We start from the raw sequence: 18,793 nt of genomic DNA, 5'->3' as shown, positions 1-18,793 counted from the left end.
TGTTCACGCGAAGACGCGAAGGTTTTTTACCCCAATCGTGAACACTTACTTTTGGCGAGGGTATTGTATGAGAACACGGTTTGTAAATGTCGTGCATGCCTAACCATCACCGGAACCCATATTAGAAAGAATCTAATGAGAACACAATGGCTACTTGCATCGCTGGTCTGCCTAGGTTTGCTGATCGGTAATGCGGCTCCTGCCGCCGCATGGGTTCCCCAATCCGTACCCTCGGTGACAAGCAAATCTGATATCGTTGCCTTGTCCCCCACCAATCCGAACGATGAACTTCCTGCGACCATGTTGGATGCCAACATAGCCTCTGCACAGCATACAACACCCATCGCAGCAGGCATTTCTCACACCTGCACCCTGACCACCGGCAGCGCGGTCTTATGCTGGGGCAATAATGAGTTTGGCCAACTGGGCGACGGGACGACGATCCAGCGTAGTACACCGGTGGCAGTGAATGGGCTTTCGAGCGGGGTGGTTGCCATCGCCGCAGGCGACTATCATACCTGCGCCCTGACCACCAGTGGCGGAGTCTCATGCTGGGGCAATAACGAGTCTGGCCAACTGGGCAACGGGATCACGATCCAGCGCCGCACACCGGTGCAGGTGGCGGGGCTTTCGAGCGGGGTGGCGGCCATCGCCGCAGGCGACTATCATACCTGCGCCCTGACCACCGATGGCGGCGTCACATGCTGGGGGTCGAACGGGTATGGCCAACTGGGCGACGGGACGACGATCCAGCGCAGCATACCGACGGCAGTGAATGGGCTTTCGAGCGGTGTGGCGGCTATCACCGCAGGCGGTTCTCACACCTGCGCCCTGACCACTGGCGGCGCGGTCTCATGCTGGGGAAGGAACTGGAATGGCCAACTGGGTGACGGAACGACAGACCAGCGCAGCATACCGACGGCAGTGCATGGGCTTTCGAGCGAGGTAGCGGCTATCACCGCAGGCGGTTCTCACACCTGCGCCCTGACCACCGGCGGCGCGGTTACCTGCTGGGGCGCAAACTGGTCTGGCCAACTGGGCGACGGGACGACGGACGAGCGCAGCACACTGGTAGATGTGGTGGGGCTTTCGAGCGGGGTGGCGGCCATCGCCGCAGGCGACGATCATACCTGTGCCATAACCACCGGCGGCGCGGTCTCATGCTGGGGAAGGAACGGGTATAGCCAACTGGGCGACGAGACGACAACTCAGCAAAGCACACCGGTGGTAGTGAAGGGGCTTTCGAGCAGCGTGGCGGCCATCGCCGCAGGCGACGATCATACCTGCGCCATGACCACCGTCGGCGGGGTCGCATGCTGGGGAAGGAACTGGTCTGGCCAACTGGGCGACGGGACGACGACCCAGCGTAGCACACCAGTGAATGTGGAGGGGCTTTCGAGCGGGGTGGCGGCCATCGCCGCAGGCGACGATCATACCTGCGCCCTGAGCACTAGCGGCGGCGTCACATGCTGGGGCAATAATGAGTCTGGCCAACTAGGCGACGGGACGACGACCCAGCGTAGCACACCAGTGAATGTGGAGGGGCTTTCGAGCGGGGTGGCGGCCATCACCGCAGGCGGGTCTCACACTTGCGCCCTGACCGATGATGGCGGGGTCACATGCTGGGGCGCGAACGGGTCTGGCCAACTGGGCGACGGAACGACGACCCAACGCAGCACACCGGTGGATGTGGCGGGGCTTTCGAGCGGGGTGGTGGCCATCACCGCAGGCGGGTCTCACACCTGCGCCCTGACCACCGACGGTGGGGTCACCTGCTGGGGTGCGAACTGGTATGGCCAATTGGGCGACGGGACAACGACCCAGCGCCGCACGCCGGTGAATGTAGCTGGGCTTTCGAGCGGGGTGGCGGCCATTGCCGCAGGCGATAATCATACCTGCGCCCTGACCACCGGCGGCGCGGTCTTATGCTGGGGAAGGAACGCAGAAGACCAACTGGGCGACGGGACGAGAACCAATCACAGCACACCGGTGCAGGTGGAGGGGCTTTCGAGTGGGGTGGCGGCCATCGCCACAGGCTATGCGCACACCTGCGCCCTGATCACCAGTGGCGAGGTTGCATGCTGGGGATGGAACTGGTATGGTCAACTGGGCGACGGGACGACGAACCAGCGCATGACACCGGTGGCAGTGAATGGGCTGTCGAGCGGGGTGGCGGCCATCACCGCAGGCTACGCGCACACCTGCGCCCTGACCACCGGCGGCGGAGTCACCTGCTGGGGGTGGAACAAGTATTACCAACTGGGCAACGGGATGATGACCCAGCGCAGCATACCGATGGATGTGGTGGGGCTTTCGAGTGGGGTAGCGGACGTCGCCGCAGGCGACGTGCATACCTGCGCCCTGACCACTGGCGGCGGGGTGACATGTTGGGGTTGGGATGTGTATGGCCAACTGGGGGTAGGCACCATCGCGTATCGAACAACTCCTGTGGATGTGACAGTCTTCTTCGTATACCTGCCTGTAATATCGAGGAGTTGATGCCTTTAGTTATGCTCAGAGAACATTTCTAAGCGCCCTAGAGGTACGTCGAGTGGGTCGCTACTATACGGCGAGCGACCCTTCGGCATCAACCCCATACGCATGCACACACGGCGGCCCGTCACTCAGATAGAAGCGCTGGGCATGCAGATCCATAATCACCGAGACGACCGTCTGGTAGTGTTCGGTGGGTGGCTCGGCGGGATCAATGTGGAAGCAGATCCCATACGGGTGCTGCTGGTGATCGCGCAGGAGGGCTTGGAGGTGGCTGAGACCGAGGTTGCGCTGACCAGCCAGGAGTTGTTCGCTGCGTTCGAGGCGCCAATGGGAGTGCGGGCAGGATTCGACGGGTGGCTCGTGGACGCCAAGCAGTGCGGCATCCACGAAGTGGTTGGTGTGGACGAGGTAGCCCGTTTGGGCGGCGCGCAGCACGGCGCGGTGGGGTGTACTCTCGATGGTAACGGCGCGATCGGGTACTTGAGCCAGTAGGAAGTTGGCCGAGCAGGAGCGCGGTGCATCCATGACGATGGCGATGGCGGCATCGAGGCTGCGGCTGTGCAGGATCTCGTAGCAGCGCAGGTGGAAGGGGCGCTGCAAGCGTGCCCAATCATCCTCACTGCTGGTGAGGCCGTTGATGAGTAGCCCCAGCCCTGCCGAGTTGAACCCGATCTTGCCGCCTACGATCCCGGCCTCGGTAAAGGCGCGGATCGTCATGCCGTCCTCGGTACGGCTGTGTAGGATGGCCCCGCGCACCCCGGCGATCCAGTCCCAGTTCTCGGCCAGCCACAGATGCCCATCGGCTGTCACCGTGGGGAGCAGCGCAATAGCGGTGCAACCATCAGCCATGGCATTGACACCGAACTGGTGGTAGAAGAGCTCGTAGCGCACATTCAGCGCGGCGATCTCGGCGTAACTGTAGCCCGAAGCATCGGCAATCCCACGCATCGCAGCGGCGTAGGCGGGGCTTTGGGACTCTAGCGCCTCGGCATAGACGCGGGCGCGGCGCAGCGTTTCGGCACGCGTAAGGTGCAGTTCACGCTCGAAGCGGGCGAAGTAGATGGCGAGATTGGTGCCAATCGCGCTACGCAGCGCCGCGCCGTGTTGGCAGCCCTGCTGGTATGGGCTGCCAGTCAGGTGCAAGTATGGTAGGGGCATACGGGTTAGCCCTCACGCAGTTGCTTGGCGAAATTGACCCACGCGGGCTGCTTCACAAAGCCCAACATCTCGTTAATGCTCAGCATGGCCCGGTTGTTGGACTCGTTCCAGGTCTTGAGGGTGCGGATCTGGTGCTGTTGGGCGTAGGCAATGGCACGCAGTTTGAGTGCCAGCGCAATGCCCCGGCGGCGGTAAGCGCGGCGCACCCCGGTCAGGCCGGTGTAGAGTTCGGTGGCATCGGCCTGGCTCTTCCAGAGGGCGCTCAGACCAACATAGTTGGAGCCATCGAGGGCCACAAAGAAGCCTTGCGGTAAGAAGTTGGGATTCTTAAAGATCCAGTTCTCGAAGGACTCCAGCGTTATCTCGGTCGGTGCATCGGGATGCGGGACATCGTGCATCAGTTCGGTTTCGAGTTGCCAGAGCTTCTCGCGGCAGGCCGGATCGTGTTCGAGCAATTCGGCCACGGTGATAACACGGATGCGCTCGGCGTGCAGGATGGCCTCGTGATCGGCATAGGGTGTGGGATCAAACGCAGCCACATCAAGGCGCGATTCCCACTCACGCATGCCCTCCTGAAAGCCGCGATCCAACAAGAAGTGCAGGCTGCGCTGCATATCTGCGCGGGTGCGCGAGCGAAGCATGATCGGGCGCTGTGGTTCGAGATCGCTGATCAGGTGATCATAGAGCGCGGCTCCAATGCCGCGCCCCTGGTATTCTGGGCGCACATAGACGAAGAGACCGAACTTCTGCGGATGGTACATACCCTCGTGGTGGTGGTAGGTGCCATAGGCAACCGGAACCCCATCCAGATCGGCGAACCAGCGTACCTGGAGCACATGGGCAGGGCGATTGGCATCACCAAAGCGCCACTCATCAACCGTATCGGGGTATTCAGGGTAGACCTGGTTGGTAATCTCGACCGCAGCAGCAAAATCGGCGTCACTGCCGGAAAAGCGGCGCATTTGGATACCGGCAAGAACCGGGGTGCGCTGTAGGTTGGTGGACATCAGGGTGCCTCCGTTGGGGTGGGGGGAATTATTCGTTTTGACGCCAAGACGCAAAGGCGCAAAGCCTTTAACAACCTTTGCGTCCTTGCGCCTTTGCGTCAACTCTGCGAAACGTTCCCCCTTTGTGTCGAACTGTAGCATATCGTACCGGGTACACCCGGTGTAGCCATCAGCCTTTTGACCCAACCGGGATCGGTCGTAGGGGCGAAGCATCGCCCACTAGGTGGTCTGCGGAACACGAACTGGTGTGGCGGGCGATGCTTCGCCCCTACTTTTGGTAACAATCTCTAACATCTGGATCACAGACATGATCTAGAATCGAGCCACTTGAGTATGGTACAACAGAAGTAGCGAGAATCCAGATTCAAAAGAGGAGGCGTTATGCGACGTTGGTTTATGCTTATCAGTTTGTTGATCAGTGCGCTGCTCTTGGGCGCGTGTACAACGCAGTTGCCAACTGCGGAAGAGATCGTCGCCAAGATGGAGGCGGCGCGGGAGAGTACGAACGATCTGCACGCAGTTGTGGCGATCAGCTTCACCTCGCCGGAGCAGTCGGGCAATCTGGTGATTGAGGGTTGGATGCAGAAACTGCCTGCTGCTGAAGATGGACACCCCAAGGCACGGGTGCGCGCCCAGATCCTTGAGGCCAGCCAGCCAGAGATGGTGGGTTCCTTAGTGGTGAGTGACGGCGAGCAGTTCTGGCTCTATAACCCCAGTGAGAATACGGTTGTCACCGGGACGGCGGCGGAGATGAAGGAGTATGCGCCGAATAGCCCCGCTGGAGCGACCGTGGTGTTGCAGGATATTGTGCAGCAGGGCTTGGATGCGGTGACCCTAGAAGTGCTGGGTGAGGAACAGGTGGCGGGTAAAGCGACCTGGAAGGTGAAAGTGACTCCGAGCGCCGAGACGAGTGCCAACCTCAAGCTTGATGGCATCATCGAGGGTATGATGTGGGTGGACGCAGAGTTGGCGATGCCACTCAAGCTCACCCTGGATGCGAGCGACTTTGGGAATGGGAGTGTGGAAGTGCGCAGCATCGAGGTCAATGCCGGAATGAGCGCGGATCTCTTCACCTTCACCCCGCCCGCCGATGCGACCGTGGTGCAAGCGGCTGACCTGATCGCCGAGATGGGGCCGAAGCAGGCCACGTTGGACGAGGCGCGCACGAGTGTGAGCTTTACGCTGCGTGAGCCGAGTTTCTTGCCTGCCGAGATGTTGCTGGTTGAGGTGCGCGTGGTCGGCACCGATACGGTGATTATGAACTACAAGAGCGAGAATAGCAGCATGAGCCTGGTGCAGAGCAACGGCGACATGCAAGATGACCGCGAACCGCCAGCGGGGAGCAACGTGCAGCAGATCACGGTGCGCGGCCAGCCCGCAACGCTGATCACCGCCGAGGGACAGGGCAGCCTGCTGACCTGGGAAGAGGACGGGATTAAGCTACTCATCGCCGGGAAGTTGACGGGTGATGAGGCGGTTCAGGTGGCTGAGGGTTTGCGGTAGGAATGGGGGCGGCTGCCGCCGTATTGGCGTTTGGTTAAGGAGGGGCTTCATCGTGGTGAAGCCCCTCCGCATCCTTGATGGTAAAGCATATCAACCGCAGAGGACACAGAGGTACGCAGAGGGATGGGTTTCGAGATACCTGCGGGTACAACTCAACCGCAGAGGACACAGAGGTACGCAGAGGGATGGGTTTCGAGATACCTGCGGGTACAACCTCCGGTTCTTCCTCTGCGTTCCTCTGCGTCCTCTGTGGTCAACAACCAGGGTGCAATACGACGCGTAACCGAATGCCTATGCGGCTGCGCCGCCCCCGAACCCCCACCGAAGGTGGCCATGCACCAACGCCTACTCAACACCAAGTTCTTCCCCCCGGCCCGCCCGCCAAGCGAGATCGAGCGGCCCAGGTTACACGCACTCCTCAACATGGGGCTGCGAGGGGCAGCGACGCTGGTGTCGGCCCCGGCGGGGTATGGCAAGAGCGTGCTGATCAGCGGCTGGCTCTTTGGCCCCCACGCGCCGAGCCACCCAGCCGCATGGTTGGCGTTGGAAGAGGCCGACGATGATCCGGGGCGCTTTTTGCGCTACTTCGTTGCTGCATTGCGCCAGCACGAATCTACCTTCTGTAGCGATCTCTTTGCCGCACTTCAGGCTGAACAACTGCCTCCAGATGAGATTCTGCGCACCACGCTGATCAATGCCCTGCTTGAACTACCTAGCCCGCGCATCCTGGTCTTGGATGACGTGCAGCATCTTCAGGATCAGCGCATCCTCGACATCCTCACGGCTATTCTGAGCCAGCACCCGACCAACCTGCACCTGATCCTGATCACCCGCGAGGACCCGCCCTTGCCGTTGGCGCGGCTGCGGGCGCACGGGTTGTTGAATGAGATCCGGGCGGCGGATCTGCGCTTCTCGTTGGCTGAGAGTCGGGCCTTTTTGCATGCCCTGGGGCTAGATCTGGGTGATGCGGATGTGGCGCGCCTGACCGAGCGCACCGAGGGCTGGCCTGCGGGGCTTCAGTTGGCGGGGTTGTCGCTTCAGGGCCACACCAATCCGCGTGCGTTTGTGGAGTCTCTGAGCGGGACACACCGCTTTATTCTCGCCTACCTGACCGAAGAGGCGCTCAAGACCCAAGCGGCTGATGTGCAGGAGTTTCTGCTGCTGACGGCGATGCTGCACCAATTGAGTGGCGATCTGTGTGTGGCGCTGACGGGGCGCAAGGATAGTGCCGAGTTGCTTGAGCGGCTGGTACGGGCCAATCTGTTCATTATTCCGCTTGATGATGGCGGACACTGGTACCGTTACCACCACCTGTTTGGTGAATTGCTGCACCACCAACTGCGGCGTACCTACCCCGAACGGATTGTTGCGTTGCACCAACGGGCGAGTGCGTGGCATGCCGCTCACGATCTCCCCGCATTGGCGATTGAGCACAGCCTTGCCGCCGCCGACTACCCCCAGGTGGTGGAGTTACTCGAAGCGCACCACTGGTGGCTGATCAACCAGGGGTATGCGCGGAGCATGGAGCGCTGGATGCAGCGCCTCCCCGCCGAGTGGCACGCGAGCAGCCCGCGTACCAGCTTGGGGTTTGCATGGGCGGCGCTGCTGCGGGGGCGCTTCGAGCAGATCGAACCCTATGTGGCCGTGGCCCAAGCGATGATCACGCAATCGGCAGCCGATCAGCCGATGTTGCGCGCCAATATGCTGGCGCTACACGCCAATCTGGCTCAGATGCGCGGGCAGGTGGCGGAGGCACTGGCCTTGGCAGAAGAGGCACGTAGCTTAGCCCCGGTCGGTGATCTGCGCCTCAGCGCCCTGATCGCACTGGCGATGGGGGCGGCCCAGCGGCAGACGGGGGCGTTTGCGAGCGCCATTGCGCACCTCCAGCGCGCCATCCAGACCGGGCAACAGATTGGGGATCACGTCACCGCGATGTTGGCCGTGGCCCACCTGGCGCTACTCACGCTTCAGAGCGGGCAACTGCACTTCTTCGTGCGCATTGCCGAAGATGCGCTGGCTCAGACCGCAGCGCTGGAGACGGCTCCATTTATGGTGGGGGCGGTTCACATTGCTCTCGCTCAGGTCTATTACGAGTGGGGGCGGTTGGAGGCAGCGCGAGAAACCCTGCAACGCGGGATACACCTAGCGACCCTGAGCGGTCATACCGCCTCGTTGGCGTATGGCAAGATTCACTTGGCGCGGTTCCAGCAGGGCGCGGGCGATCTGGCAGCAGCGGCGCAGAATCTGGGGGAGGCCGAGGCACTTTTGGCGCAGGGGGTACCGGGGTGGGTGCGTAGCGACTGGCTGGTGGGGAAGGTGGCGTTGCTGGTGGCCCAGCAGCGTCTCGACGAGGCCGCAGCATGCTTGCGGAGCAGCGGCATCGCTGCGGATGCGCCGGTCAGCCAGCAGAGTGAGCGGTTGCATTTGGCGTGGCTGCGTTGGATGGTGGCCAGCCAACACCCGGATGGGCTGAGTCTGGCGGAACGGATCTGCGCGGCGGCGGAGCAGGGGCAACGCCACGGGAGCCTAATCCACGCCCTGATCCTGGGTGCGCAAGCCGGGGGTGGAACGGCGTGGTTGGAGCGTGCGCGGCAGCTAGGGGCGAGTGAGGGGTATCAGCGCAGTTTTGTGGATGATCGGTTGGTGTTGACGACACCCAGCCCCGGTGCGCTGGTGGAGCCACTGAGCGAACGCGAGATCGAGGTGCTGCGGTTGTTAGCGGCGGGCTACAGCTACACCCAGATTGCCGCACAGTTGGTGGTGAGTGTCAACACGGTGCGCTACCACATCAAGGGGCTGTACAGCAAGCTGGGGGTGAACAAGCAGGTACAGGCGATAGAGCGGGCGCGGGCGTTGGGGTACGTGTAGGGCAGCGGGATCTGCATCAACTTTGATCAGGATGCGGGTACATGTTCAGCATATTTGAGGCCATCGTGACTTGTTCGTAGACATCTTCTAGGCGCAAACGAGCCTGAATGGCGGCTATTGGAATGCTCTCTGTACGACCAAAAGCATCGGATAGCAGCCATTCATTGTTTTCTTGACGCACAAAGCGTTCAATATGATAGCGATCTTGCGCGATGAGGATATATTCTTGGAGCGAATCGAGTGTACGGTAGTGCTGAAATTTGAGACTACGATCATAGCGCTCTGTAGAGGGCGAAAGAATTTCGATGATAACTGTAGGATTGATCAGGGTATCGCGTTTTTCAGAATCAATAAATTGGGATTGGCCACATACAATGGTGAAATCAGGATAGGTATAGAGGCCAGTCTTGATGATCTTGACACGCATATCACTAGGGTACGCCCGACATGAACGCCCACGCAACAGGGCATGCAGGAGTGCCGCAACATTCATGGCGATGATGTTGTGTTGTTCGCTTGCACCTGCCATTGCATAGACTTCACCAGCGTAATATTCGTGTTTTTTGGGGCTGGTACGTTCAGCTTCAAGGTACATCTCTTCGCTGATCGTGGGTTTGGGTTGGGCAGTCATAGAAGAACCTCGCATTGATTATTTTGGGGGAGGTTCTTCAATTGTAGCACGGAGAGGTGGCTACATCAAGGACTACATTGGTATGTAGTCCTTGTTTTGATGTGCCTATCTATACTAGGGGGGAATAGATCACGAGAGGAGTACCCCGATGAATATCCCCCTGCGATGGATGAGCCTCCTGATTGCCCTGCTGGTAGCCAGCTATGCCGGAATGGGACTCTTTAGCACTGGTGGGCCAGGGCCGTCCATATTTGTGAATCAGTATGGGCAGGAGGTTGCGATCTATGGGCACGGGATCTATGCCCATGATTCGGCCTTCAAGGCCCCTATTCTGCGCGGCACCGATGCGATTACGCTCTTTTTGGCGCTGCCTGCGTTGTTGCTGGCGATCTGGTTGGATGTGCGTGGCGGCATGCGTACACGCATCTTCCTGACCTGTATGCTGGCCTATACGCTCTACAATGCCACCTCGTTAGCCCTCGGTGCGGTCTACAACCCGTTGCTGCTGGTCTATATCGGTTGTGCCGGGTTGAGTTTCTTCAGCTTTGTGCTGGCATTCCGCTCGATAGATCTGGCTGCATTGGCGCAGCAGACCAACCCGCGCTTGCCTCGGCGTTGGTTGAGTGGGTTTCTCTTCCTCGCGGGGATGTCGCTGGCGATCTGGATCGTGGATATTGTGGTGAGTATGGTGACACAGCAGGTGCCAGCGCATCTGGGCCATTACCACACCGAGGCGACCTATGTGCTGGATCTGGGCATCATTCTGCCTGCGGCATGGTTGGCGATGGTGCTGGTTTGGCAGGCAAAGCCGCTAGGGACGTTGCTGGCCGCGATTCTGCTCAGCCTGAATGTGAGTATTGGGTTTGTTGTTGCTAGTCAGTCCATTATGCAGGCGTTAGACGGGATCATCCTTACCCCGGCGCAGTATGCCAGTTATGTCGCCCCCTTTGTCGTACTGAGTCTCGTGGCGGCGGTTTTGTTAGGGCAGATCTTTGGCCATATCAAGGAACAGCCATGAACAGCGCAGCATGTATCCACAACTACCACATCGAGGTGCTGGGGCGCTTAGACGCAGATTTTCTGGCGGCCTGCTGCCCGCCTGAGACACGTATGGTGCTTGGTGACACCGTGACAACACTGAGCCATCTGCGCACCGATCAGGCGGGCATGATTGGGATTATTCGCCATCTGCATAACCGTGGGTGTGTGTTGCGTATGTTGATGATGGAAACCGAAGGTGCATTATGAAGTATCTACTCGTGGCCCCCTGGAGCTACCGCGCTCAGTACGGGCGTGATGTGGCCGCCGGGATGGCCAGCCACACCAATCAGACCGAGATAGTGACCGAGGCTGATCTGGCACATCTGCCAACGGCGGTGCAGCAGTATCTCCGCTTTGCCGGGGTGGTGGGCCAGCCACGGGTGAGCAACTACCGGCTCCAGATGCGCGGAGGGTTGCGTAATGGCCCCAATGATGGCTGGATGCAGGTGGAGATTGATCAGCAGAGTTTTGTTGGCCCACATACACGCCTGTTTCTGGTGGATACGACGATGTTTGGGGTGCCTGTGCAGGCGTACCACCGCTACATTGGCCCGCACGCAACCTTTGAGGTGAAGATTGCGACGCTCTTGAGGATCGTGAATGCACGCGGGCCAGAGATGGATCGTGGCGAGACGGTGACACTCTTTAACGATATGTGTCTGCTGGCTCCGGCCACCCTGATTGACCCCCAGATTGTGTGGGAGGAACTTGACCCCCAAACAGTGCGGGCAACCTTCACGAATGCGGGCAACACCATTCATGCGGTACTGAGTTTCGATGCCAACGGCGCGTTGCGCAACTTCTACTCGGATGACCGCTCGCGCACCACGAATGGCCAGAGCTACGAGTTCGTGCGCTGGTCCACCCCGGTGAGTGGCTGGCAGATGGTGAATGGCCACCTCATGCCGCACGGTGAAGCACACTGGCACCTACCAAGTGGCGAGTTTTCCTACGCCTACATGGAGGTGCGTGAGGTGGAGTATAACGTCACCCAATCTGTTTCAAATACTCCATCATCGCCATCTCGTCCATAAATGGCGCTTGGATGCGGACAATCTCGCCGCTCTTGCGCCGGAAGAGCATATCGCCATTGCCCAGTAGATTTTCGGCCCCCGGTGTGTCCAGCACCACCCGCGAGTTGGTGTTGGTCGCCACTTTGAAGGCGATGCGCGCATCGAGGTTGGCTTTGAGTTTGGAGGTGACGATCTCGGCGCTGGGGTGTTGGGTGGCAATGATCAGGTGGATGCTGACCGCCCGCGAGGCAGCAGCGAGGATCATGAGATCTTGTTCAAAGGATTCGCGATCTTTTTTGTCCATCATGTTGGTGAGTAGGGCATACTCATCAATCAGGGCCACAATGGGCGGTTGGGCTTCGTCGGGGTAACGCTGGTTAAATTCCTTCATGCGCATACTGCGGTTGGCGATCAGGTCTTGGCGGCGCTGCATCTCGCTGCGGGCGAGTTCGAGCAGGGCTGTGCGGGCCTCGTTGCCATCCACGATCACCTTACCCCCACGCAGGTAGGGCAAGCGGTTGAAGAAGGTGAAGTCGGTGCGTTTGGGGTCAACGATGAGCAGTTCGAGGCCGCCGGGGCGATACTGGGTGAGCAGGCTGAGTAGGAGGCTACGCAAAAAGACCGACTTGCCCGATCCGGTTGCGCCAGCCACCAGCAGGTGCGGGAAATCGGCCAGATCCTCGCAGATGAGGCTACCATCGGGGGTCTTGCCGAGGATGATGGGTAACTCAGCCGAGCCGGGTTGCCCCAACGCATCAAGCAGCGGGCGCAGTGGGATGGTTTCGCTCCGCTCGCGGGGAATATCAATCCCGGCAAAGGTGCTGCGGCTGATGTTATCAATGATGGGTGTCCCCGGCAGCGCCAAGTCGCGGGCCAGATCTTCGGCCATCGCCTGCACCTTTTTGAGCGACTCGTTACCGGCCAAGCGGAACTTGAAGCGCACGATGCTGGGGCCAACATCGGCGTCGGCGGGGTTGATCTTCATGATCTGGATGCCGCGCCGCCGCAGGACTCGTTCAAGGTCGCGGGCTTTGTTGGCTACCCATTCGGATTCGTGTTCGGTTACGGTTTTGTCGGGTGGGGGCGGTTGTGTCGGTAGCGACGCAACATCTTGCGTCCCCGGTAGCGACGCAACATCTTGCGTCCCCGGTAGCGACGCAACATCTTGCGTCCCCGGTAGCGACGCAACATCTTGCGTCCCCGGTAGCGACGCAACATCTTGCGTCCCCGGTAGCGACGCAACATCTTGCGTCCCCGGTAGCGACGCAACATCTTGCGTCGCTACTGCCTGGCGCGGTATCCACAACTCTGGATGCGGGCTAGGCCCAGTGTGGTGCTCGATCAGGCGACGTAGCAGCGCACATAGTTCGTTGCGCCCGTAGTGATGGGCCAGGAGGGGTAGATCGCTCTCGCCCTTGCCGAAGTGATCTTCACTGGGGCCGTTGGTAATTTCTGCTTGGCTATCGTAGCAGAAGACCCATGTGTGGCCACTCAGATCAAGCTCGAAGGCTCCTTGGTGCAGGTGTTCACGGAAGAGTTTCCACACCTCTTCCTGGGCGATCTCGACCTGAAGGTTGCCAACGATGGCACGGTAGAGTTGATCGTACCAGTTGAGGGCGTCAAGATGCTGCGCACCACTGGCGAAGGCGCTTCCAATGCGTTGTATGCCTTTCAATACTTGGTGTTGGGCGTCACGCGCTTCGGCATCAAAGGCTTGTACGCCAATACATTTGGCCTCGATCACCTCTAGGTGTAGCTTGAGTTGGCCGTTCTCGCTCGCGGAGATCGCAACAAAGAGCAGGTCGGGGAATTTGCCACTAAACCAGTGTTCCACATCATCGAGCAGAATCCAGGTGCTGAGGGTGTCGGGATTGCTGCTACGGTAGCGCTCCTCGGTAGCAAATTTGGCGCTCACCAGGCCAATCAGTTCGTTGAGGAACATACCCGGCCCAGCCGCACGCAGCACAATATCGCCCGAAATCAGCTTGGCCTCTTCCACCAAACGCTGGGCCACATGCTGGAGGAAATCGGACGAATCGTGGTGCTCCAACATCTGCGCCAAGCGAGCGGCCAAGCGACGTACCACAATGTCCTGAGCTTTATGGGAGGAAGAGACGGTCAGGTTGTGTTGGCGTTTGGCACCGAGGCCCAGCGAGTAGCGGATGAGTTGCACCTGATCGGGGAAGGTACTCTCGATCAAGAAGCGGTCAATCGTCGGGTCGTAGCAGACCACCCAGTTGAAGTGGTCATGCATGGCACTAATCTCCGGCTGCCATGCCTCCAGGCTCATCTCGCGGTAGAAGCGGGCCTGCTGGTCGAGTTGCACTTTACGGCGCTCGATGGCCGCATACTGGCTGAGCATGAAGAGGCGACTCATACGCGGCTGGTGGGGCGGGGTGAGCAACAAGTTGCGCTGGAGTTCACCCACTTGGAAGGGTTCCTGCTGCGCTCGGTAGGTGGGGAGATAGCCCATACTGGGCAGATCGGTAGCGAGGTCGGGATCGATCTTGGCACTCATCCGTTGGCCGCGTTCGGCCAAGACATCGGCCAAGATGATCAGATCGCTATCTGCGCAGCGCTGGAAGAGGGCGGTGTGGGAAGATTCTTGCATCACCTGTAGGGTAATCGAAGGGAAGTAGGTACGCGCCTCGCGGCTACTCGGCAGGCGCTCACGCTCCACCCACTCGCTGACGCGGCGGAAGATCGGCGCACCGCGATCAGTGGTATGCACCACCATGTTGATGCGCACATGCCAATCGCGGCGCTTGCCGATCTGATGCAGGCGCTCAATGAGGAGACCGGGCAGTGCGCCGTTGCGGCACTCAAAGAGGAGGATTTCGAGGCCATCGCGCACAAACGGGTAGGTCTCGATGTAGTCTTGAATCACCGCCGTAATGCCCTCAACGGCACGTTGGGCAGCGATCTCCTGTTCGTCATCCGAGTCTTCACTCTCCATCCCAAACGCATCGGTGCGTTGCGCTTCGCGGAAGAAGAGTTCGTAGCCATCGCTCTCTTCGGCGGCGACAAAGTACTCGGCGGGCTTCCCGTCCTTGAATGGCAGCGCGATGAGCGGTGGGAAGCCACTTGAGCCATAGGTGGCCCGCAGTTCGCGCCGGAAGCGCGGCTCGTCCACAATGGTGGCGGGCGTGGCGGGATCGAGCAGGTGGCTCAGGATCTGGCTGAAGTAGCGGCTGCGCTCGCGCCACCAGAGCAGTTTGAGCGGGTGGAAGAGCGGCATCAGCGCCCAGTTGGGTTCGTGGGGGTGGCTGATCATCCAGGCTTGGTTGAGCACACGATAGCCATAGCTGATCTCGTTGCCACTCTGAAAGTTGCTAATCACCCGATCTAGCAGGTGCTCGTAGGCGTGCAGCAGCGGCTCCAGATCTGTAGCCAGCAAGCCCTGCTGGCTGGATTGCACCAAGGCGGCCCAGGCATGTTCGAGGTTGCGCAGCGCCTCGCTCACCACCTGCCATACACCCGGTTGTACCCGCTTGTGCAGGCTACGTTCGAGTAGATCGGCGAGGCTATTGGCCTGCTCAAACCATGCGCCAAAGGAACGAACCGGGCGGCTGATGTCCAGATCATCAATCACGCTACTCTCCGGGCAGGTGTTGAAGACCGGCACGCGCAGCCGCAATGGCTCGCTGGCACCAATCTGCCTGCGCTCGGCGGCCAAGGTCTGGTGGGTGGCCCCGGCGGGGCTATCGGCGCGGTAGATCCAGATCAACTCGGCACGGCTACGCTCCTTCCCGTCCGGCCCCAGCAGGATGAGGCGGAAGGGAATCTCCTGACGGATCTCGCGCTCCTGTTCAGGCTCGTTCTGGCCCTCTTCCTCTTCTCCACTCGGCTCTTGCTCACTCTGATCCCAGAGCGCCTGAAGATCCCAATCTAGTTGTTTCCATGCCTTCTCGATGCCCCCATAGAGGGTGCGGAAGGTGGCACAGGCTTCATTGAGGTGCTCACTCTTCTTGGCCCCCCGCAGATTGACCTGCACCTGGAGCCGTGTTCCGGCTACCAGATCATGCTGGTGCGGAGCGAGTAGCGTTAGGGCCACACTCACCACCCCGACGAGGAAATCGGTGTGGCGTTGGGTACGCGGTTTGACCAGCCGCTGGAGATCGGTCTTCAGTTTTTTGGGCAGCGCATCGCCCTGCTCGATCAGCAGTCGGTCAAGCGTCTCTGGATCGGGTTCGGTACTATTGCGCAGGTCATCAAGTACCTCCTGAACATCGTCACCACCCAGCCGCTCTTCTTCGGCTAACACCTGGATTTGGGTAGCCAGCGTCGCCAACTTCTGCTGGGCGGTATTGCGCGTCTTGCTCAGGATGATCTGCTTGATCTCTTCCCAATCAATCTTCAGCACCTCCAACTGCGCATCGCGGTCGTTGCGCAGTTCACCGGCAATGAAACGCGCCAGCAAGTGGCGCTTCTGGGCAGCCGAAGCGCCATTCAGATCGTCGAAAGTTGCATGCTGAAGACGCTCCAGATAGTCGCTATACTGACGTTCCTCCAGCACCTCGTCACCAATGCGGGCAGCATTCCAGACTTGGCGCAGGAGCTTGTCGCTGTGGCCACTCTTCACCGTCGCCAGCTCTTTGCAGCGGAAGAGTCCCAGCCAGGGCAGCGCACCAACCAGAGCATGCTGCACATCCATACCGGGTTGCTCGGCCATGCTGCGATCCACCTCGACCAAAAACTCGACCAGATCGCGCAACTGTGGCTCGTGGATCACCTTGGCAAAGCGGCGCACAAATTGGATGATCCCGTCGCGCTGATTGGCCTCGGTGTTGAGTTGGTAGTGGGTGAAACAGGTATCGAGCAGCGCATGAATCCCATCCTGCGAGATGGTCATTTCCGTAACCGAGAAGAGATCCTTGAGGCTCTGGGCATCGGTACTGCGGCGGTTCTGGATGAGGATGAGCGCCTGCCCATCCTGCACCGTGTTGCGGTACCATGTGGCCGAGCGGTGCGCTGGGAGCGCCTGTTCAGGATAGCCGGGGATGGGATCAATACTACATACCAGTAGATCCTTCTCGGCAAGCCGCCATGCTGTTTGCGCTAATGCAGCGAGCAACTCCTGGTAGACCGCTTCGCGGAAGCCGGAGATACGGAAGAAGGTGCGGGTATTGGCGGAGGCACGGATCTTTGTCGCCAGATAGCGGCGCAGCGCAGCGGCGATTATGGAATCGGTATTCTCAGGCATAACTTCTCCTTGCATCCAAGGTTTAACGCAAAGACGCTGGCGGTGGCTTCGACAGGCTCAGCCACCGCCACCGCGCCGATGGCTGAGCTTGTCGAAGCCATACGGCGCATCGCAGAATGTTTTCACACGAACAAACCTTTGCGTCATTGCGCCTTTGCGTCAACAAGGGGCTTTGAGCTACCCAATTAACCCCGCTGCACCAATGCCGTTGCATCCGAATAGTGCTGAAGCAACCCAGCGCGCAACATGCGGTCGCGCAGGGCATCGCGGTTGCGGGTGTAGTACTCCTCGTTGATACGCAGGCGCTCCAACAACCCGGCCTTACTCACCTCACCCGGCCCGATGATGATGCCATAGCGCTCGTAGAGCCGTTCGAGCAGCGTCCCGAAGGGGATGGGCGGGGCGTTGCGCGGCAAGAGCGCCATAATCAGCGTTTTGAGCAGCGTATCGCCCAAAACAAAGCGCGGCTGCGGCCCCTTGCGCGGCGCGATCATGCCAATGGCGCGCCCGATCTTGCGGTGGACGCTGAGGAAGTTCTTGCGGAATTCCGATTCGAGTACGCTAAAGACGGTCTGGCTGTAGATTTGGATCAGGAGATCACGATCCGTTGCGGTTGGATCGTATTTTCGCTCGACTGCCTTGATCTGCGCGTCATAGTCTTGCTTGATCTTGCGACCACTGGTACTGAAAAATTGGCGAATCTCTTCATCAAGCCGCTCGTGCAGATCGGGAGCACCCGCATATTGATTGACCCAGGTACTAATCTTCTGGTTAATGAAACTGTACGCCTGCTGAAGTTGCCAATCCTCGTGCTGGCGCAGGCTGCGCGCCGATTGGTTGCGCATAATGCCGCCATCCTGCTCGCCCAGCACATCTATTAGCAACTCCGGACGACACGCCTCAATACAACTCCCCGCCGCATGGCCTTCGGGGTGGCTGGCCGGGTGGGCACGGTGGTAAATGTAGAGCAGCATGTGAAAACTGATCAGGTGGGCGAGTAGCTCTAGGCATTCGAGCGAATCGAGTTGGTTATCGAGGAAGGTATCCAGATCCTCGGCAATTTGGCGATAGAGTGCGCATTGGGGATCGAGAATCCAGCCCAGTTTGCCCGTGATCATACCCTCGTGATCACTATTGAGTGCCAGATCGCTCCATGTGCGGTCAATGATCTGGGCGATCTGGCCCAGAGTGGTGTTGTGGTTGGTGAGCAGGTGGTGCAGCCGCTCGCCAATACGGCTACGCAACTCCGGGTCATGCTCGGTACCGGCGGAGAGGATGAGGTAGTAGATCTCACCGCCACGGGCGAAGAAGTTGCGGGCGCGGAAATCCATGGATTTATCGAGGCTGGACAGTTCGAGATCGTCAACCGAGGCGGTATAGTTGTTCTTGGTTGAGCCTTTGCGCAACGCCTCCCAGAGCAAGAACTCCTCGTGTACTGGAAACAGCGCCTTGGCATACCAGGAGCGCGCCTCTTCAATGGCCGAGAAGGAGCGCAGTAGCGAACGCACCTGCTCCATCAGGTCGGCATCCGCATGGCCATTGAGCGTGGGCATGGTGCGTCTGAGTTGGTCGCGCAACTCGTTGAGGGCACGCGTATCACGACTATCGCGGCTCTTCTCGTGGCCATCGTAGAAGATGAAGCGCCGCAGACCCAGCCGCTTGGGGATGGAGTAGGCGAGATCCGCATCGCCGCCACGCAGACCACGACCGAGTTGGTAATCATAGCCGGAGAGGACGCTGAGAAATTCGAGCATATATTCGATCCAGGTCTGGCCGGTGCGTAGCCGGTGGCCCCAGATCCATGCTGCGATAGGGAACTGTTCTTTTTGTGTACTTTCAGGCCCACCATAGATGCTCGTCATCGCGTTACCTC

The 18,793-nt window shown here is 59.8% G+C and carries 11 protein-coding genes; 6 read left to right on the top strand and 5 right to left on the bottom strand.

Annotated features, from left to right (window positions below):
* Positions 1 to 135 precede the first annotated feature (135 nt).
* Positions 136 to 2,499: an RCC1 domain-containing protein gene (locus EKD03_RS03085; protein ID WP_238613356.1), complete on the top strand. Its 2,364-nt coding sequence runs from the start codon at positions 136 to 138 to the stop codon at positions 2,497 to 2,499.
* Positions 2,500 to 2,562: 63 nt separating this feature from the next.
* Here EKD03_RS03085 and EKD03_RS03080 read toward each other — a convergent pair whose 3' ends face one another.
* Positions 2,563 to 3,654, bottom strand: a complete 1,092-nt coding sequence (locus EKD03_RS03080) for a C45 family autoproteolytic acyltransferase/hydrolase (RefSeq protein WP_129627295.1) — start codon at positions 3,652 to 3,654, stop codon at positions 2,563 to 2,565.
* A gap of 5 nt (positions 3,655 to 3,659) precedes the next feature.
* Complete coding sequence (locus EKD03_RS03075; RefSeq protein ID WP_161569166.1) at positions 3,660 to 4,661, bottom strand: GNAT family N-acetyltransferase; 1,002 nt, start codon at positions 4,659 to 4,661, stop codon at positions 3,660 to 3,662.
* Between the two features lie 381 nt (positions 4,662 to 5,042).
* Here EKD03_RS03075 and EKD03_RS03070 point away from each other — a divergent pair, with 381 nt between their 5' ends.
* Together EKD03_RS03070 and EKD03_RS03060 are read left to right on the top strand one after the other, a co-directional pair.
* Positions 5,043 to 6,164 (top strand): DUF4367 domain-containing protein, encoded by a 1,122-nt coding sequence (locus tag EKD03_RS03070; RefSeq protein ID WP_129627289.1) that lies wholly within the window; start codon positions 5,043 to 5,045, stop codon positions 6,162 to 6,164.
* A 333-nt stretch (positions 6,165 to 6,497) separates the two neighbouring features.
* On the top strand, positions 6,498 to 9,032 hold the full coding sequence (locus tag EKD03_RS03060; RefSeq protein WP_129627286.1) for a winged helix-turn-helix domain-containing protein: 2,535 nt from the start codon (positions 6,498 to 6,500) through the stop codon (positions 9,030 to 9,032).
* Between the two features lie 16 nt (positions 9,033 to 9,048).
* Here the strand turns inward: EKD03_RS03060 and EKD03_RS03055 are convergent, their stop codons facing one another.
* Positions 9,049 to 9,663 carry a Uma2 family endonuclease gene (locus EKD03_RS03055; RefSeq protein ID WP_129627283.1) on the bottom strand — a complete coding sequence of 205 codons (615 nt, stop codon included), beginning with the start codon at positions 9,661 to 9,663 and terminating at the stop codon, positions 9,049 to 9,051.
* A gap of 148 nt (positions 9,664 to 9,811) precedes the next feature.
* Between EKD03_RS03055 and EKD03_RS03050 the strand changes: the two genes are divergently transcribed.
* The 3 genes from EKD03_RS03050 to EKD03_RS03040 are packed head-to-tail and all read left to right on the top strand — an operon-like array spanning position 9,812 to position 11,738.
* Complete coding sequence (locus EKD03_RS03050; protein ID WP_129627280.1) at positions 9,812 to 10,681, top strand: hypothetical protein; 870 nt, start codon at positions 9,812 to 9,814, stop codon at positions 10,679 to 10,681.
* Entirely contained in the window at positions 10,678 to 10,911 is a 234-nt protein-coding gene (locus EKD03_RS03045; protein WP_129627277.1) for a hypothetical protein, read from the top strand. The genes EKD03_RS03050 and EKD03_RS03045 overlap by 4 nt, the downstream gene beginning before the upstream one ends.
* Positions 10,908 to 11,738: a DUF6544 family protein gene (locus EKD03_RS03040; protein WP_129627274.1), complete on the top strand. Its 831-nt coding sequence runs from the start codon at positions 10,908 to 10,910 to the stop codon at positions 11,736 to 11,738. The genes EKD03_RS03045 and EKD03_RS03040 overlap by 4 nt, the downstream gene beginning before the upstream one ends.
* Here EKD03_RS03040 and EKD03_RS03035 read toward each other — a convergent pair.
* Positions 11,692 to 16,920 (bottom strand): DNA translocase FtsK, encoded by a 5,229-nt coding sequence (locus tag EKD03_RS03035; RefSeq protein WP_161569165.1) that lies wholly within the window; start codon positions 16,918 to 16,920, stop codon positions 11,692 to 11,694. The genes EKD03_RS03040 and EKD03_RS03035 overlap by 47 nt on opposite strands.
* A gap of 185 nt (positions 16,921 to 17,105) precedes the next feature.
* Positions 17,106 to 18,782 (bottom strand): hypothetical protein, encoded by a 1,677-nt coding sequence (locus tag EKD03_RS03030; RefSeq protein WP_129627268.1) that lies wholly within the window; start codon positions 18,780 to 18,782, stop codon positions 17,106 to 17,108.
* Positions 18,783 to 18,793 lie beyond the last annotated feature (11 nt).

It is taken from the genome of Candidatus Oscillochloris fontis (assembly GCF_004138135.1).
GTDB classification, from domain to species: Bacteria; Chloroflexota; Chloroflexia; order Chloroflexales; family Chloroflexaceae; genus Oscillochloris; species Oscillochloris fontis.
The sequence above is the reverse complement of the archived record's forward strand: the minus strand, read 5'-3'. Positions and strand labels throughout refer to the sequence as shown.